The sequence below is a fragment of the Oceaniradius stylonematis genome (assembly GCF_003149475.2).
In the GTDB taxonomy this organism is placed as follows: Bacteria; Pseudomonadota; Alphaproteobacteria; order Rhizobiales; family Rhizobiaceae; genus Roseitalea; species Roseitalea stylonematis.
On the sequence record NZ_QFWV02000004.1, the window covers coordinates 710,557 to 726,900 of the forward strand.

The 16,344-nt window shown below is 64.1% G+C and carries 14 protein-coding genes and 3 pseudogenes; 14 read left to right on the forward strand and 3 right to left on the reverse strand.

The genetic code is table 11. The annotated features are described in order from the left end of the window. Window positions 1-15: 15 nt before the first annotated feature. Window positions 16-327, forward strand: a complete 312-nt coding sequence (locus tag DEM25_RS07150) for a P-II family nitrogen regulator (RefSeq protein WP_109765646.1) — start codon at window positions 16-18, stop codon at window positions 325-327. Window positions 328-357: 30 nt separating this feature from the next. Here the strand turns inward: DEM25_RS07150 and DEM25_RS17580 are convergent, their stop codons facing one another. Beyond that, a complete protein-coding gene (locus tag DEM25_RS17580) occupies window positions 358-753 on the reverse strand; it encodes a hypothetical protein (protein WP_109765645.1) in 396 nt (131 codons plus the stop codon). 245 nt (window positions 754-998) lie between these two features. Here DEM25_RS17580 and DEM25_RS07155 point away from each other — a divergent pair, with 245 nt between their 5' ends. Beyond that, window positions 999-1,655 (forward strand): carbonic anhydrase, encoded by a 657-nt coding sequence (locus DEM25_RS07155; protein ID WP_109765644.1) that lies wholly within the window; start codon window positions 999-1,001, stop codon window positions 1,653-1,655. Between the two features lie 93 nt (window positions 1,656-1,748). On the opposite strand, the gene DEM25_RS07160 is transcribed toward DEM25_RS07155, so the two are convergent. Further along, complete coding sequence (locus DEM25_RS07160; protein WP_109765643.1) at window positions 1,749-2,531, reverse strand: hypothetical protein; 783 nt, start codon at window positions 2,529-2,531, stop codon at window positions 1,749-1,751. Between the two features lie 302 nt (window positions 2,532-2,833). On the opposite strand from DEM25_RS07160, the pseudogene ffh reads away from it, so the two are divergent. From ffh to rpsP, 4 genes and pseudogenes are all read left to right on the forward strand, one after another. After that, window positions 2,834-4,401: pseudogene (gene ffh, locus DEM25_RS07165) on the forward strand (signal recognition particle protein). A 50-nt stretch (window positions 4,402-4,451) separates the two neighbouring features. Next, window positions 4,452-4,949, forward strand: a pseudogene (locus tag DEM25_RS07170) (GNAT family N-acetyltransferase); the annotation flags it as partial. A 41-nt stretch (window positions 4,950-4,990) separates the two neighbouring features. Beyond that, the gene (locus DEM25_RS07175; protein ID WP_109765798.1) at window positions 4,991-5,353 is read left to right on the forward strand and encodes a chorismate mutase; all 363 of its coding nucleotides are present in this window, start codon (window positions 4,991-4,993) and stop codon (window positions 5,351-5,353) included. Between the two features lie 18 nt (window positions 5,354-5,371). Then, window positions 5,372-5,833: a 30S ribosomal protein S16 gene (gene rpsP, locus DEM25_RS07180; protein WP_109765640.1), complete on the forward strand. Its 462-nt coding sequence runs from the start codon at window positions 5,372-5,374 to the stop codon at window positions 5,831-5,833. 58 nt (window positions 5,834-5,891) lie between these two features. On the opposite strand, the gene DEM25_RS07185 is transcribed toward rpsP, so the two are convergent. Next, window positions 5,892-6,734, reverse strand: a complete 843-nt coding sequence (locus DEM25_RS07185; protein ID WP_109765639.1) for a C40 family peptidase — start codon at window positions 6,732-6,734, stop codon at window positions 5,892-5,894. A gap of 254 nt (window positions 6,735-6,988) precedes the next feature. Between DEM25_RS07185 and DEM25_RS07190 the strand changes: the two genes are divergently transcribed. The 8 genes and pseudogenes from DEM25_RS07190 to DEM25_RS07225 all read left to right on the forward strand — a co-directional run bounded on the left by DEM25_RS07190 (window position 6,989) and on the right by DEM25_RS07225 (window position 16,322). Continuing rightward, window positions 6,989-7,675, forward strand: coding sequence for a protease inhibitor Inh/omp19 family protein (locus DEM25_RS07190; RefSeq protein WP_210210103.1), 687 nt, complete (start codon window positions 6,989-6,991; stop codon window positions 7,673-7,675). Between the two features lie 98 nt (window positions 7,676-7,773). After that, window positions 7,774-8,797: pseudogene (gene zapE, locus DEM25_RS07195) on the forward strand (cell division protein ZapE). 341 nt (window positions 8,798-9,138) lie between these two features. Next, entirely contained in the window at window positions 9,139-10,101 is a 963-nt protein-coding gene (gene mdh, locus DEM25_RS07200) for a malate dehydrogenase (protein WP_109765637.1), read from the forward strand. Between the two features lie 71 nt (window positions 10,102-10,172). After that, the gene (locus DEM25_RS07205) at window positions 10,173-10,733 is read left to right on the forward strand and encodes a hypothetical protein (RefSeq protein ID WP_109765636.1); all 561 of its coding nucleotides are present in this window, start codon (window positions 10,173-10,175) and stop codon (window positions 10,731-10,733) included. 28 nt (window positions 10,734-10,761) lie between these two features. Continuing rightward, entirely contained in the window at window positions 10,762-11,958 is a 1,197-nt protein-coding gene (gene sucC, locus DEM25_RS07210) for an ADP-forming succinate--CoA ligase subunit beta (protein WP_109765635.1), read from the forward strand. 5 nt (window positions 11,959-11,963) lie between these two features. After that, window positions 11,964-12,884: a succinate--CoA ligase subunit alpha gene (sucD, locus tag DEM25_RS07215; RefSeq protein ID WP_109765634.1), complete on the forward strand. Its 921-nt coding sequence runs from the start codon at window positions 11,964-11,966 to the stop codon at window positions 12,882-12,884. 4 nt (window positions 12,885-12,888) lie between these two features. Further along, on the forward strand, window positions 12,889-13,287 hold the full coding sequence (locus DEM25_RS07220; RefSeq protein ID WP_109765633.1) for a nuclear transport factor 2 family protein: 399 nt from the start codon (window positions 12,889-12,891) through the stop codon (window positions 13,285-13,287). Window positions 13,288-13,331: 44 nt separating this feature from the next. Then, window positions 13,332-16,322 (forward strand): 2-oxoglutarate dehydrogenase E1 component, encoded by a 2,991-nt coding sequence (locus tag DEM25_RS07225; RefSeq protein WP_109765632.1) that lies wholly within the window; start codon window positions 13,332-13,334, stop codon window positions 16,320-16,322. Window positions 16,323-16,344 lie beyond the last annotated feature (22 nt).

A 16,344-nucleotide genomic window follows, 5' to 3' on the forward strand; every position in this document is an offset into this window, starting at 1 on the left:
GCGAGCGATGCGATCATGAAGACCCATGCCAAGAAACAGATGACCGTGATCTGCGAAATGCCGGTCATGCACCGCATCACCCGCGTTCTCGACAAGGTTCCGGTCACCGGATACACGGTCTTTCCGGCGCTTTCGGGCCGTGGGTCGGAAGGGACGTGGGACCGCGACCGGATCATCGGCGACGCCGGCCGCATGGTGATGATCGTGTCGGTCATGTCGGTGGAGCAGGCCGATGTCGCCATCGACCGCATCTATGAGGCGCTGGAGCCGCAGATGGGCATCATCACGGTCGCAGACGTGGACGTGCTGCGGCCCGAACGGTTTTGAGGCCGTAGACGGTCGCGTTGAACTGGCCCTTCACTCGCCAGGCACCGGCAGGTCGGTAATTTCCCAGCGACCCGCGTCGCCATTTTCGCAACCCAGACGGCCTCCCTCGTGGATCGTGCAGGTTGTTCTGGGCCCTCGAAAAGTGAGCGACTCCGGAGTGTGTTCGACAATACGCGTGGGGCCGAAGAATTGGCTCCCGGCTCTATATCCGTGAACGAAACGTCCCAATCCCTGGCTGCCTTTGCGCTGGCTTGCAGACCCTTCCTCGACGATTAGCAGAACATTCTGGCCCGTCTGAAGCAAAAGGGCTCGCTGATCGACCTCTTCCGCCTGATTTAATGCCGTGCCGTCATCATCGGTGGTTGAGCATGCACCAAGTCCCATAATCAGAAATGCACTTATGCCAATCCCGAACGCAATGCGCATTACGTCTTCTCCCGATCGATCTCTTCGGCCACGACCTCCATATACATTTCCAGCGGCATTTTCGTACAGAATTTTCTGTGCCTAATCTTGACGGGCGCAAGGTTGGCAAGCCCGCGTTTCGCGACCTTGCGTCAGGTTGGCCGATTGTCAAACGACGCACAGTGCAGATGCGCCGTTAGCCGAAAAGCGCAATTGCCGTCGGCGGCGGCCCGGCGCTAAATCCGTCTACGTGGAAGGGCGGGACCATGCGCACATTTCCTCTCCGGCTTCTGGACGGCTATCGCGGCTTTCGCGGCCGCGCGGCACAAAAAGGCAGCTATCAGCATGCCCGGCTGGCCGACGAGGGCCAGAAGCCCGACACGCTGGTCGTTGCCTGCTGCGACAGCCGGGTGACGCCCGAACTGATCTTTTCGGCCGATCCGGGCTCGCTGTTCGTCCAGCGCAATGTGGCCAATCTGGTGCCGCCCTACACCACCGACGGGCGCAACCTGTCGACCGCCGCCGCGCTTGAATTTGCGGTCAACGGGCTGCAGGTTCGTCACATCGTCGTTCTGGGCCACGCGCGCTGCGGCGGCATCCGTGCCTTTGTCGAGGGAGCGGGCGAGGCCGGGCCCCTGTCGCCCGACGATTTCATCGGGACATGGATGAGCTGGCTCGACCGCGACCCGATCGATCATGTCTGTGCCGATCCTGACGACCATGACAGCTACCGGGCGGTCGAGGAGGAGGGAATTCGCCAGTCGATCGCCAATCTGAAGAGCTTTTCGTGTGTCCGAGACCGGCTCGACCGTGGCGAATTGACGGTGCATGGCGCCTGGTTCGACATCGCCCGCGGCGAATTGTGGGTGATGGACGGGCCGACCGGCGAGTTCCACTGGACCGATGGCGTCGAGTTCCGGTGAGCCGCGCCGCCGGCGCGGACGCGTCTCTCCGGTTCACGCGCCAGCGCGCCAGCGCGGACCAGCGACCAGCAGGCTCGACGCGATCGCGTTTCCCTAGGTCTTCGGCCGGAACTTGCGCCAGGAAAGCACCGCCGCCTCGTTGCGCAAATGGAACAGGTCCAAGCTTGCCGAGATCACGGCGTTAAGGCGGTCATCGGTCGTATTTGGCCGGCTCTGGCGGACCATGAGGTCGAAGAATCGGCCGCTTTCAATCGTACCGCGCGTCGCCTGCAACTGATCGAGGAGCGCCTGACCGCGTTCGTGAGCCACCGCAACCAGGTCCAGTTCGCGTTTGGCGGCGTCGGCCATGCTGCCGTGCTTGGCCAGCGCGTCGAGGCGTTCTTCCAGCGGGCGAAAACGGCTTTCATCCATCTGAAGCGCACCCATGAACGACACGTCGTGGCGTGTCACCGCGCCAAGCGGTTTGCCATAACCTTCAAACACGGACATCCGTTCGTGCTCGACCTCGAGTTTGCCGCGCAGGCTCTGGCAGGTCTCGACGAAGCGCCTGGCCGCGCGCCCGGCCTCGGCAAACGATTCCCGCGAACCGCCGGCATCCTTGTTCCAATATCGTGTCGCGCTGTTCTCGAGCAGGCGGGCGATGGTCATGGAAAGCGCGACCAACTCGTATGTTTCGCTGCTTGCCTCGTTGCCGGCCATCATGGCCTGCAGCTGATCGACATCGGAGTCAGTATCGCGGTCGTCCTCGGGCGGATCGCGGTCGCCGTCCGGATCCGTGCCGCTCTCATCGTCATCACGCGGCGGATCGGGCGGATCCGGTGGGTCCTGGTCTCCAGGTCCATTGATTGGAGCCTGCTTGTTTCCCCAGCTGAACATGCTTGTCTCCCGCCATTACATCAGGGTCGAAGTTGAACACTTGGCGGTAGTCAAATCAAGCAGCCGTTCTTGACTTCCGAAGCGGTTTGCCGCATAGCCGCGCCGATCAGCGACGAGACCCGTCTCCGAGCCGCCGACCGGGGCGCCTGACAGGCACGACCCCGGAGGTCCACACCCGACAGCGCGATGCGCCCTCGGGTGCGTTCGTGCTTTGGCGTTTGGGTTTGCGTGCGCGGATGCTTATCTCGACGCCATGGGTCCGGCACCGCCGGAGCCGGTGAAATCGGGGATGGAACGAACAGATGTTTGAATCGCTTCAAGACCGTTTGGGGTCGATTTTCGGGTCGCTGACCGGTCGCGGCGCGCTGTCGGAGAAGGATGTCTCCGCGGCGCTGCGCGAGGTGCGGCGCGCGCTGATCGAAGCCGATGTGTCGCTGGAAGTGGTGCGCGGCTTTGTCGAGCGCGTGCGCGAAAAGGCGGTCGGCGTCGATGTCCTGAAATCGGTCAAGCCGGGCCAGATGGTCGTCAAGATCGTCCATGACGAACTTGTCGAGACTTTGGGCTCGGACGCCGAGACGATCGACCTGAATGCGCCGGCGCCGGTCGTCATCATGATGGTCGGCCTTCAGGGCTCGGGCAAGACGACGACGACGGCCAAGATCGCCAAGCGGCTGACCGAGCGCGACAAGAAAAAGGTCCTGATGGCCTCGCTCGACACGCGCCGGCCCGCCGCCCAGGAACAGCTCCGCCAGTTGGGCGAGCAGACGGAGGTGGCGACCCTGCCCGTCATCGAGGGACAGGACCCGGTGGCGATCGCGGGCCGTGCCGTGCAGGCCGGCAGGCTCGGCGGCCACGACGTCGTCATTCTGGACACCGCCGGCCGGACGCATATCGACGAGCCGCTGATGGTCGAGATGGCCGACATCCGGAAGGCCGCCGATCCGCACGAAATCCTGCTGGTCGCCGACTCGCTGACCGGTCAGGACGCGGTCAATCTGGCCAAGAGCTTTGACGAGCGCGTCGGCATTACCGGTTTGATCCTGACCCGGATGGATGGCGACGGGCGCGGCGGCGCGGCGCTTTCCATGCGGGCCGCAACCGGCAAGCCGGTCAAGCTGATCGGCACCGGCGAGAAGATGGATGCGCTGGAGGAATTCCACCCCAAGCGCATCGCCGACCGTATTCTGGGCATGGGCGACATCGTTTCGCTGGTCGAAAAGGCCGCCGAGACGATCGACCAGGAAAAAGCCGAGGCCATGGCCAAGAAGATGGCCTCGGGCAAGTTCGACCTCAACGATCTCGCCGACCAGTTGCGCCAGATGCAGAAGATGGGCGGCATGGGCGGNCCTGATGGGCATGATGCCGGGCATGAGCAAGGCGAAGGACCAGATGGCCGCCGCCGGACTGGACGACAAGATGTTCGGCCGTCAGCTCGCCATCATCTCGTCGATGACGCCGAAGGAGCGTGCCCAGCCGGACCTGCTCAAGCATTCGCGCAAGAAGCGCATCGCGGCGGGCTCGGGCACCAACGCCGCCGAGATCAACAAGCTTTTGAAAATGCACCGCCAGATGGCCGACATGATGAAGTCCATGAAGGGCAAGAAGGGCGGCGGCATGATGGGCAAGCTGATGGGTGGAATGGCCGGAAAGATGGGCATGCCGGGCGGCATGGGCGGTGGCATGGGCGGCATGCCCGACCCCTCGCAGATGAGCGAAAAGGACCTCAAGAAGCNTGCAACAGCAGGCCGAACAGCTTGGCTTGGGCGCGCCGGGCGTCCCCGGTGGCGGCCTGCCCGGCCTGGGCGGCCCGAAACTGCCCGGCCTTGGCGGCCCGGGCCTGCCGGGTCTTCCGAAAGGGCCCAAGAAGTGAGCTACGGCGCCGTCGATATCCCGGTGATCGAGACCGAACGGCTGCGCCTGCGCGGTTTTGAGCTGCGCGATTTCGAGGCGGTGGCCGGCTACAAGGCCGATCCGCACGTCATGCGCTACACGGGCGGACCCGAATCCGGCTTCAACGCGTGGAAATCGTTTGCCGCGATGGCGGGCAGCTGGGTCCTGCTGGATTCGGGCTATTTCTGCATTGCCGAAAAGGACAGCGATGTCTGCATCGGCCATTGCGCGCTGTTCAAGCCGCCGGGCTGGCCCGAGCACGAGGTCGGATACACGCTGGCGCGGCAGGCCCAGGGCAAAGGCTATGCCGTGGAAGCGGCAGGCGCCGCGCTGCGCTTTGCCTATGACGAACTGGGCTGGGACACGGCGATCAGCGTGATCGACCCGGCCAACACGGCTTCGCAAGGCGTGGCGCGCAGACTTGGCGCCTCCAAGGAACGCGAAAGCGTTCCGATCTGGGATTTCACCGCCGACATCTGGCGCCATCTGCCGCCGGCGCAGGTTCTGGCGCGCAAGGGCGCCGCATGAGGCGCGCCGCGCCGCCTGAAAAGCTCACGGACAAGGAAACCATGCACGACAAGGACGATGACATCGAAAGTGCCCGCTCATTGCTGGCCGTCCAGCGCGCGTCGATCGACAATATCGACGCGGCGATCGTCTACATGCTGACCGAGCGTTTCCGCTGCACCGAGACCGTCAGCCGGCTCAAGGCCGAGCATGATCTGCCCTCGGCCGATCACGTGCGCGAGGCCGAACAGGCGGACCGCCTGCGCGGGCTTGCGCGCGAAGCCGGTTTCAGCCCCGACTTTGCCGAAGCCTATCTGCGTTTCGTCATCGACCATGTCATGCGCCACCACGATGCCATCGCCGCCGGCGAAACCGGCGTCGATCTGGTTCGGCGCGCCGATCATCATCATTCCAACGCCATTTGAACCGACAGGAGAAACACCATGGCACTGAAACTGCGTCTGGCCCGTGCGGGCTCCAAGAAGCGCCCCTACTACCACATCGTCGTCGCCGACGTGCGCTCGCCGCGCGACGGCCGCTTCATCGAGCGCGTCGGCGCGTGGAACCCGATGCTGCCCAAGGACGGCGAGGCCAAGCGCGTGACGCTCGACGAGGAACGCGTCAAGCATTGGCTCGGCGTCGGCGCGCAGCCGACCGATCGCGTGCTGCGTTTCCTCGACGAGGCCGGCATCGCCAAGCGCGAGGCGCGCAACAACCCCAACAAGGCCAAGCCCGGCAAGAAGGCGCAGGAGCGTCTTGAAGAGCAGCGCATGAAGGAAGAGGAAGCCGCCGAAGCGGCAAAGGCGGCTGAGGAAGAAGCCAAGGCCGCCGCCGAGGCTCCCGCTGAAGAAGCCCCGGCGGAGGCTCCCGCCGAGGAAGAGACCAAGGAAGCGGCGGCCGAATAAGCCCCGCCTTTCCGGTCACGCAAGGGCGGGGTCTATGGCCCCGCCCTCGCTTGTGGTCTCATGGCGACCAGGCGGCTTCGAGATCGGCCCGCAACTGGTCGGCATCGCCTATCGTCCAGCCCTGGCGCGTACCGCGCACATAGGTGACCAGTTCCAGCGGCGCCCGGCCCCGCAGGGCGGCGGAGGCGATCTCGTCGGGCAGGATCATCGTGCGTCCGTAGATGCGCCGTTTCGGCAAGCCGGCTTCCGGCATGACATGATTGACCAGTTCGGCGCAGAACAGGCAGGTGTCGTCATCGGCGTTGAAGTGGAAGTCGAAGCGTGTGCCGACATGGCCGAAAAAGTCGACCAGTTTGCCGGCCCGGTCGCCCGGTGCAAGACCGGTTGGCCGCAATATCACCACCCGGTCGACATCGAACACGGTCCGCGGCGTCGATAGATGAACGCCCCGCTGATCGGATTCGATGAAGCCGGCCCCGGCCTTCACCGCATCGCGGTGAGGAACCACCGCCGGATCGTTCCAGACGCCGAACCGCTGCAGCGCCCGCTCATCGCCCAGCCGGGCCGCGACATGGGCGAAAGCGCCCGGAATGATGTTGTGGCTCATGCGCCCCTTGGCGCCGACAAGGACGACATCGAGCGGCTGGACGACGGCCATCAGGTGCGCGATGGCCGCCTCGTCCTCATGCAGGTAGCCATGCCGGCCGGTCATGTTGGCGGTGACGCGGCCCAGGACGGGCGCGCCGGGAGCCAGCACATTGACCAGAAGCGGTGGAAACCGCTCGGGATCGGCGCAGCAGGTGTCGGTGACCGCACCGGGTTTTCCGGCCTCATCGGCGACGGACGGCTCGGCGGTCGTCGAACATCCGCTGATACCAAGCCCGATCACAAGCAGCAGCATCGCGGCGACGTATGAACGCCGTCCCCGCTGGCCGCAACGTTCCGCTTGACGAATAACCGGCATTGCCCCTGTCCCCGTTTCCTGCCTTGGGACGAATGCAACAGCATGTCTTCGACCGCCGGGCTTTGACACGGGTCAACCCGGCGGCATGGCGCCGGGCAGCTCGCGCGCCGTGACCGAATTGTCACGAAGGTCGTGCAAGTGAAACGGCCAAGCGGCTGTTAAGCTTGTTTTTTCTTTCTTTGGCCGTTTTATTGGACGAGGAAGGGCGCAATCGCGGCGCGAACAAACGCATGCCGCGCAAGTGGAGATGGGACATGGGCAGGAACGTTTCGGGCAGGAACCTTGCGGGCCCGATCGCGACCGCGGCATTGGCGGCAGTCGCCTTGTCGGGCTGCACGAGCAACCGGATCGGCGCGTTGAACACGCAACCGGCACCGCTGAACCCGGCGCCGGCCGGCACCGTGACCAGCGGCCAGTTGCCGCCACCCTCGCAGCCCGGCGCGGGTGCCGGCGCGCCGGTGCTGGGGCCTGACGGTTTCCCGGTCGCACCGGGCGGTACGGTCGTGGCCGGCACCGATCCGACGCTCGACGCCGACACGGCCGATGCCACCGATCCGAACGCGGACCCGACCAGCATCCAGCAGGTGGCATCGGCCGAGCCGGTGACCCGCGAGGCGATGGTCGGCGCGTGGCGCGTGTCGACCGAAGGCGCGAACTGCCAGATGTTCATGGCGCTGACGCGCTGGTCGACGGGCTTCAGGGCTGCCTCGCGCGGTTGCCCGGGCGATGCGGCGAACGTGTCGTCGTGGACCATCAACGGCAATCAGGTGGTTCTCAGCGATTCGGGGGGCAATCGCGTCGCCACCCTGTTTTCTTCGGGCAGCGACCGCTTCGACGGCCAGACGACCAGCGGCCGGGCCATCAGCCTGGCCCGGTAGGCACGCAAAGGACGGGACCGCGACCGGCGATGCCCGACAGGATCCGCCCCGGCGATTCGGTTGCCTCGCGCTATCGCGAACTGGTGCGCGAGGGCGCGATCAGCGACGATGCGGCGCAGCATGCGCTGGCCAATCGTCTTGACGCGCTGAACACGCAGATCGGCTCGATGCGGCTGGCGTCGAAATCCTCGTCGCTCGGCTGGCTGTTCGCCAAGAAGGCGCCGAAATTCAACCAGGTGCACGGTCTTTACATCCACGGCTCGGTTGGCCGCGGTAAGACCATGCTGATGGACTTCTTCTTCCGCGCCTGCCCCGCCAAGCGCAAGCGCCGGGCCCATTTCCACGACTTCATGGCCGACGTGCACGACCGGATCGGCGCCCATCGCGCGGCGCTCAAGGAGGGAACGGTCAAGGGCGACGATCCGATCCCGCCGGTGGCGCGGGCGATCGCCGACGAAGCGCGCATATTGTGTTTCGACGAGTTCACGGTGACCGACATCGCCGATGCGANCGTCCGAACTCTACAAGGACGGGCTCAATCGCGGCCTGTTCACGCCATTTCTCGACATTCTGGCCGCCCATGTCGACGTGTTCAGCCTCGATGCGGATCGCGACTATCGGCTTGGCCGGCTGTCGCACACGCCGCTCTACATGACGCCGCTCGGACCCGAGACCGAGATGGCGATGGAGGCGGCCTGGGTGAAGATCACCGGCGGCATCGCCTCGCCGCCCGCCCAGGTCGCGGTCAAGGGCCGCAGCGTGCCGGTTCCGGCCGCCGCGATGGGCGCGGCGCGCTTTGCCTTCGCCGACCTGTGCGAGGCGCCGCTCGGCGCGCGCGATTTCCTCGCCATTGCCCGGCAGTATCACACGCTGATGGTCGAAAACGTGCCGGTGATCGGCGACGGCAAGCGCAACGAGGCCAAGCGCTTCATCACGCTGATCGACACGCTCTATGACAATCGCAACAAGCTGGTGGTCTCCGCGGCCGCCCATCCGCACGAACTCTATCGGGCAAAGTCGGGCACCGAAGCGTTCGAGTTCGACCGCACGGCATCGCGGCTGGTCGAGATGCGCTCGGATGACTGGATCGCGGCGAAGAAGCCGATGGCGGCGGCTTCGTGACCCGTCGCCTCTTGTGCCTGACCGGTGACATCTGCCTGGCCGGTGACATCACAACTATCCAAAGTTGAATTTGCCGAAGGGCGGACCCGTGCTTTGCTGTGGGCGACGGGTTTCCGGCGTTCGGGCCGGATCGCGGCGTCGATCATCGCCCGATGCGGTTGTGTTTTACGTTTACGTAAGACCCGTAAAACCCAAGCCATTGAAATCATTGATTACGAAAGTTTTGGTTGATTTTTCGGGGCCCATGGGCCACGCGGTAGTCCTGATCGGGGGAGGGGCCACGCAGCGGCGGGGCGCATTCCCGTTCAACACAACAAAGGCGACAAACGGGAAAACCGCTAATGGCACGCAACAAGATCGCACTCATCGGTTCCGGCATGATCGGCGGAACGCTTGCACACATGATCGGCCTCAAGGAGCTGGGCGATGTGGTGCTGTTCGACATTGCCGACGGGATCCCGCAGGGCAAGGGGCTCGACATCGCCGAATCCGCCCCGGTCGACGGCTTCGACGCAAAGTATGTCGGCGCCAACTCCTACGAGGCGATCAAGGGTGCCGATGTCTGCATCGTCACCGCCGGCGTGCCCCGCAAGCCGGGTATGAGCCGCGACGATCTGCTCGGCATCAACCTCAAGGTGATGGAGCAGGTGGGCGCAGGCATCAAGAAATATGCACCCGATGCGTTCGTGATCTGCATCACCAACCCGCTCGACGCGATGGTCTGGGCATTGCAGCAGTTCTCGGGCCTGCCCAAGAACAAGGTATGCGGCATGGCCGGCGTGCTCGATTCGGCGCGCTTCCGCCACTTCCTGGCCGAGGAGTTCGACGTCTCGGTCGAGGATGTCACCGGGTTCGTGCTCGGCGGCCATGGCGACACCATGGTGCCGCTGACCCGCTATTCGACCGTTGCCGGCATTCCGCTTCCCGACCTTGTGAAGATGGGCTGGACCACCAAGGAAAAGCTCGACGCTATCGTCCAGCGCACGCGTGACGGCGGCGCGGAGATTGTCGGCCTTCTGAAGACCGGTTCGGCCTATTACGCGCCCGCCTCGTCGGCGATCGCGATGGCCGAGAGCTATCTGAAGGACAAGAAACGCGTCCTGCCCTGTGCCGCTCATCTGAACGGCCAATATGGCGTCAAGAACATGTATGTCGGCGTGCCGACCGTGATCGGCGCCGGGGGCGTCGAGCGCATCATCGAGATCGATCTGAACAAGACCGAGCAGAAGATGTTCGACAAGTCGGTGGCGTCGGTGGCGGGTCTGTGCGAGGCCTGCGCAAACATCGCGCCGAACCTGAAATAGCAGCGGGCCGGAAACCAGCAGTGCCAGGCGAGCAACATCGGGGGCAGAACGGGCCACGGCACGCGGCAGCGTTGCTGCTCGCTGGCGTGTGGCTTCTGGCGGCAGGCCATGCGCACGCCGCCGAAAGCGTCTACACCACGCTCGATCTCGATGCCTGTGCGGTGCTGGACCAGGATGACGAGTCCGGCGGCATTTCGCTGCAATGCGACGGCCTGCCGGGCCATCCGGTCTTCGCATCGGAGGGCGATCTGCGCTTCGATGTCGATTATGGCGTGCCCAACGACCGATGGGAGAGCTTCGGCCCGTTCAACTCGGTCAACCAGACCGTCGAATGGCGCGTCGTCGACGGCTTGCCCCATGCGGCGATCCTGCGCTTCTTCATCGACACGGGCATGACGGGCGGTGCCGAGGACAAGGGCGAAGCGCTGGTCGTTTCACGCGTCGGCACCGAAGCTGTGCCGGGCTGCGTCGTTGCCGTCATCGACGCCAAGGTCGAACAGGCCAATGGCGTGGCGCGCGGTGCGGCCGCCATGGCGACCCGTTTCGCCTGCGGTACCGACATGCCGGTCGCCATCGGGCCCGAGGACAGTTTCGCCCGCAGCTTCAATTCCATCGTGCCGGAAGGCCAATGAAACCCACGCTTGATCAAAGGCAGACGCAATGAACATTCATGAATATCAGGCCAAGCGCCTTCTGCATTCCTACGGCGCGCCGGTGGCGGCCGGGGTTGCCGTCTATTCGGTCGAGCAGGCCGAGGAATGGGCGCAGAAGCTGCCCGGACCGCTCTATGTGGTCAAAAGCCAGATCCATGCGGGCGGCCGCGGCAAGGGCAAGTTCAAGGAACTGGGCGAGGATGCCAAGGGCGGCGTCCGGCTGGCGAATTCTGTGGAAGAAGTGGTCGAGAACGCCAGGGAAATGCTCGGCAACACGCTGGTCACCAAGCAGACCGGCCCGGCCGGCAAGCAGGTCAACCGCCTTTATATCGAGGACGGTGCCGACATCGACCGGGAGCTCTATCTGTCGATCCTGATCGACAGGACGACGGGCCGGCCGGCCTTTGTCGTCTCGACCGAGGGCGGCATGGATATCGAGGCGGTCGCGGAAAAAACGCCGGACAAGATCACCACGCTGCCGATCGATCCGGCCAAGGGCATGACCGAAGCCGATGCCAAGAAGCTCAACCGGGCGCTGAAGCTGACCAAGCAGGCGGCCAAGGACGGGCTGGAGCTGTTTCCGACGCTCTACAAGGCATTTACCGAGAAGGACATGAGCCTTCTGGAAGTGAACCCGCTGATCGTCATGAAGGACGGCCATCTGCGCGTGCTCGACGCCAAGGTGTCGTTCGACAACAATGCGCTGTTCCGCCACGACGACATCGTCGAACTGCGCGATGTGACCGAAGAGGACGACAAGGAGATCGAGGCGTCCAAGCACGATCTCGCCTATGTCGCGCTCGACGGCAATATCGGCTGCATGGTCAACGGCGCGGGGCTCGCCATGGCGACCATGGACATCATCAAGCTCTATGGCGCCGAGCCCGCCAACTTCCTCGATGTCGGCGGCGGCGCGTCCAAGGAAAAGGTGACGGCGGCGTTCAAGATCATCACCGCAGACCCGAACGTCAAAGGCATTCTGGTCAACATCTTCGGCGGCATCATGCGCTGCGACGTGATCGCCGAAGGCGTGGTTGCAGCCGTCAAGGAAGTCGGCCTTGAAGTGCCGCTGGTCGTGCGCCTCGAGGGCACGAACGTCGATCAGGGCAAGGCCATCATCAATGAAAGCGGGCTGAACGTCATCGCTGCGGACGATCTGGACGACGCCGCACAGAAGATCGTCGCGGCCGTCGAGGGGAACTGAAATCCATGTCCATCCTGATCAACAAAGACACCAAGGTTCTGGTTCAGGGCCTGACCGGCAAGACCGGCACCTTCCACACCGAACAGGCGCTGGCCTACTTCGGCACGCAGATGGTTGGCGGCATCCATCCCAAGAAGGGCGGCGAGACATGGACGGCCGGTGAGGGCGCCGGCGAAAAGGCCGGCACCGAACTGCCGATCTTTGCCTCGGTCGCCGAGGGAAAGAAGGCGACCGGCGCCAACGCCTCGGTCGTCTATGTACCGCCGGCGGGCGCCGCCGCGGCGATCATCGAGGCGATCGACGCGAAGATCCCGCTGATCATCTGCATCACCGAGGGCATTCCGGTGATGGACATGGTCCAGGTCAAGGCGAAGCTCGACAAGTCGAAGTCGCGCCTGATCGGCCCGAACTGCCCCGGCGTTCTGACGCCGGAGGAATGCAAGATCGGCATCATGCCGGGCCGCATCTTCAAGAAGGGCTCGGTCGGCATCCTCTCGCGCTCGGGTACGCTGACCTATGAGGCGGTGTTCCAGACGACCAATGAGGGGCTCGGCCAGTCGACGGCGGTCGGCATCGGCGGCGACCCGGTCAAGGGCACCGAGTTCATCGACATGCTCGACCTGTTCCTCGACGATCCGGAAACCGAATCGATCATCATGATCGGCGAAATCGGCGGCAGCGCCGAGGAAGATGCCTGCGAATGGCTCAAGGAACAGGCGGCCAACGGCCGCAAGAAGCCGATGGTCGGCTTCATCGCAGGCCGCACCGCACCGCCCGGACGCACCATGGGCCATGCGGGCGCGGTGATCTCGGGCGGCAAGGGCGGCGCCGAAGACAAGATCAAGGCGATGGAGGATGCGGGCATCCGCGTCTCGCCGTCGCCGGCACAGCTCGGCAAGACGCTGGTCGAGGTGCTGAAGGGGTAACGTATTGACCGACAGGACGCCCATCGCGGTCGAAAACTGGTACGCGGCCATCAAGGCCGGCGATTGGGCAGCCTTGCGTGCCGCAGCCACGCCGGATGTCGTCATTGACTATCCTGCGCCCGACGGTGTGCTGCCATGGTCCGGTGAATGGAAGGGTCCGGATCAGTTGCAGGCATTCTTCAGGACGGTTGGCGAGCATCTGAGTGTCGAGCGGGTCGATGTGACCGAGACTTTTGAGACCGGGGATGCGTTCATCACGGTCTTGAAGGGGCGGTGGACGATCCGCAGCAACGGCAGGAACGTCAACGCTCGCGTTGTCAATATATTCAAGATCAAGAACGGGCTCATTGCCCGTTATCAGGTGCACAACGACACGGCCGCCTTTGCCATCGCGCTGGGCTGAAACGTGGCTTTTGGGAGAAAGCGGAAACGCTTGAAGGAGTTGAAATGGCACGCAAGGACCAGGCCAACGACATCTTCGCCGGAACGTCGTTCCTTTATGGCGGCAATGCGCTCTACATCGAGCAGATGCAGGCACGCTTCGAGGAGGACCCCGCTTCTGTGTCGGCCGAATGGCGGGAGTTCTTCGAAGGGCTGGCCGACAATCGCGACGATGTGATCAAGATCGCCGAAGGTCCGTCATGGGAACGCGATCACTGGCCGATCCCGGCCAATGGCGAGCTGACATCGGCGCTCGACGGCGACTGGGGCGAAGTCGAAGCCCACATGAACGGCAAGATCGCCGAAAAGGCGCAGACGGCCGGCGGCATCTCCAGCGAGGAACTGGTGCGCGCAACGCGCGATTCGGTGCGGGCGATCATGATGATCCGCGCTTACCGTATGCGCGGCCATCTGCACGCCGATCTCGACCCGCTCGGCCTTGCGGGTCACAAGGAGGACTATAACGAGCTGCATCCGTCCTCCTACGGGTTCCAGGAGAGCGACTACGACCGGCCGATCTTCATCGATCATGTGCTCGGGCTCGAATATGCGACGATCCCGCAAATGCTCGACATCCTCAAGCGCACCTATTGCGGCACGATGGCGGTCGAGTTCATGCACATCTCCCATCCGGAGGAGAAGTCGTGGATCCAGCAGCGCATCGAGGGGCCGGACAAGGGTGTCGAATTCACGCCGAACGGCAAGAAGGCGATCCTGCAGAAGCTGATCGAGGCGGAGGGCTTCGAACAGTTCATCGATGTCAAGTACAAGGGCACCAAGCGCTTTGGTCTCGACGGCGGCGAATCCCTGATCCCGGCTCTCGAGCAGATCATCAAGCGCGGCGGCCAGCTCGGCCTCAAGGACATCGTGTTCGGCATGGCGCACAGGGGCCGGCTGAACGTCCTGACCCAGGTGATGGGCAAGCCGCATCGGGCGCTTTTCAACGAATTCAAGGGCGGTTCGTTCGTGCCCGACGATGTGGAGGGCTCGGGCGACGTCAAATATCACCTCGGCGCCTCGTCGGACCGCCAGTTCGACGAAAACAGCGTCCACCTGTCGTTGACGGCCAACCCGTCGCACCTGGAGATCGTCAATCCGGTGGTGCTCGGCAAGGCGCGCGCCAAGCAGGACCAACTGGCGGGCGGGGCGCACCGTCCGGAGATCGTTCCGCTGGAGGACCGCGCCGAGGTGCTGCCGCTGCTGCTGCACGGCGATGCGGCATTTGCCGGACAGGGCGTGGTCGCCGAGTGCCTCGGCCTTTCGGCCCTGCGCGGCCACAGGGTGGCTGGTTCGATCCACTTCATCATCAACAACCAGATCGGCTTTACCACCAACCCCTATCTGTCGCGCTCCTCGCCCTATCCGTCCGACGTCGCAAAGATGATCGAGGCGCCGATCTTCCATGTGAACGGCGACGACCCCGAAGCGGTCGTCTATGCGGCCAAGGTGGCGATCGAATTCCGGATGAAGTTCCACAAGCCGGTGGTCATCGACATGTTCTGTTACCGGCGGTTCGGCCACAATGAGGGCGACGAGCCGGCCTTCACGCAGCCGATCATGTACCGGACGATCCGCAAGCACAAAACGGCGGTGCAGATCTATTCCGACAAGCTGATCTCCGAAGGCCATGTGGCGGTCGACGATGTCGAGAAGATGAAGACCGACTGGCGCGAGAAGCTGGAGATCGAATTCCAGGCCGGCGACGACTACAAGCCCAACAAGGCCGACTGGCTGGACGGCAAATGGTCGGGCCTTCAGCGCGCCGACAATGAGGATGAGCGGCGCCGCGGCAAGACCAATGTGCCGCTCAAGACGCTCAAGGAAATCGGCAAGCAGCTCACCACAATCCCGAAGGACTTCAACGTCCACCGCACCATCCAGCGCTTCCTCGACAATCGCGCCAAGATGATCGAAAGCGGCGAGGGCATCGACTGGGCGACCGCCGAGGCACTGGCGTTCGGCTCGATCCTGCTCGACGGGCAGGGCGTGCGGCTATCGGGTCAGGACTGCGAGCGCGGCACGTTTTCGCAGCGCCATTCGGTGCTCTACGATCAGGAGACCGAGGCCCGCTACACGCCGCTCAACGACATCAAGGCCGGCCAGGGCCGCTACGAGGTCATCAATTCGATGCTGTCGGAAGAGGCGGTGCTCGGCTTCGAATATGGCTATACGCTGGCCGAGCCGAACGCGCTGACGCTGTGGGAGGCCCAGTTCGGCGACTTCGCCAATGGCGCGCAAGTGCTGTTCGACCAGTTCATCTCGTCGGGCGAGCGCAAATGGCTGCGCATGTCGGGCCTCGTTTGCCTCTTGCCGCACGGCTATGAGGGCCAGGGCCCCGAACATTCGTCGGCGCGGCTCGAGCGCTTCCTGCAGATGTGCGCCGAGGACAACATGCAGGTCGCCAACTGCACCACGCCGTCGAACTATTTCCACATCCTGCGGCGCCAGCTCAAGCGCGAGTTCCGCAAGCCGCTGATCCTGATGACGCCCAAATCGCTGCTGCGGCACAAGCGGGCGACATCGACGCTGGCCGAGATGTCCGGCGAGAGCGCGTTCCACCGGCTGTTGTGGGACGATGCCGAATATCGCAAGGATGAATCGGAGATCAAGCTGGTCACCGATTCCAAGATCCGCCGCGTCGTGCTGTGCACGGGCAAGGTCTATTACGACCTTTACGAGGAGCGTGAAGCGCGCGGCATCAACGATGTCTATCTGTTGCGGGTCGAACAGCTTTACCCGTTCCCGGCAAAGGCGCTGATCACCGAACTGTCGCGGTTCAAGAATGCCGAGATGGTCTGGTGCCAGGAAGAGCCCAAGAACATGGGCGCGTGGGCATTCATCGATCCGTATCTGGAATGGGTGCTGGCCCACATCAACGCCAAGCACGCGCGCGTGCGCTACACCGGCCGGCCGGCCGCCGCATCGACGGCCACCGGTGTGATGAGCACGCACAAGGCACAGCTCGCCGCGTTCCTTGAGGATGCGCTGGGCGATTGAGAAAAGTGACACAAGCTAACTG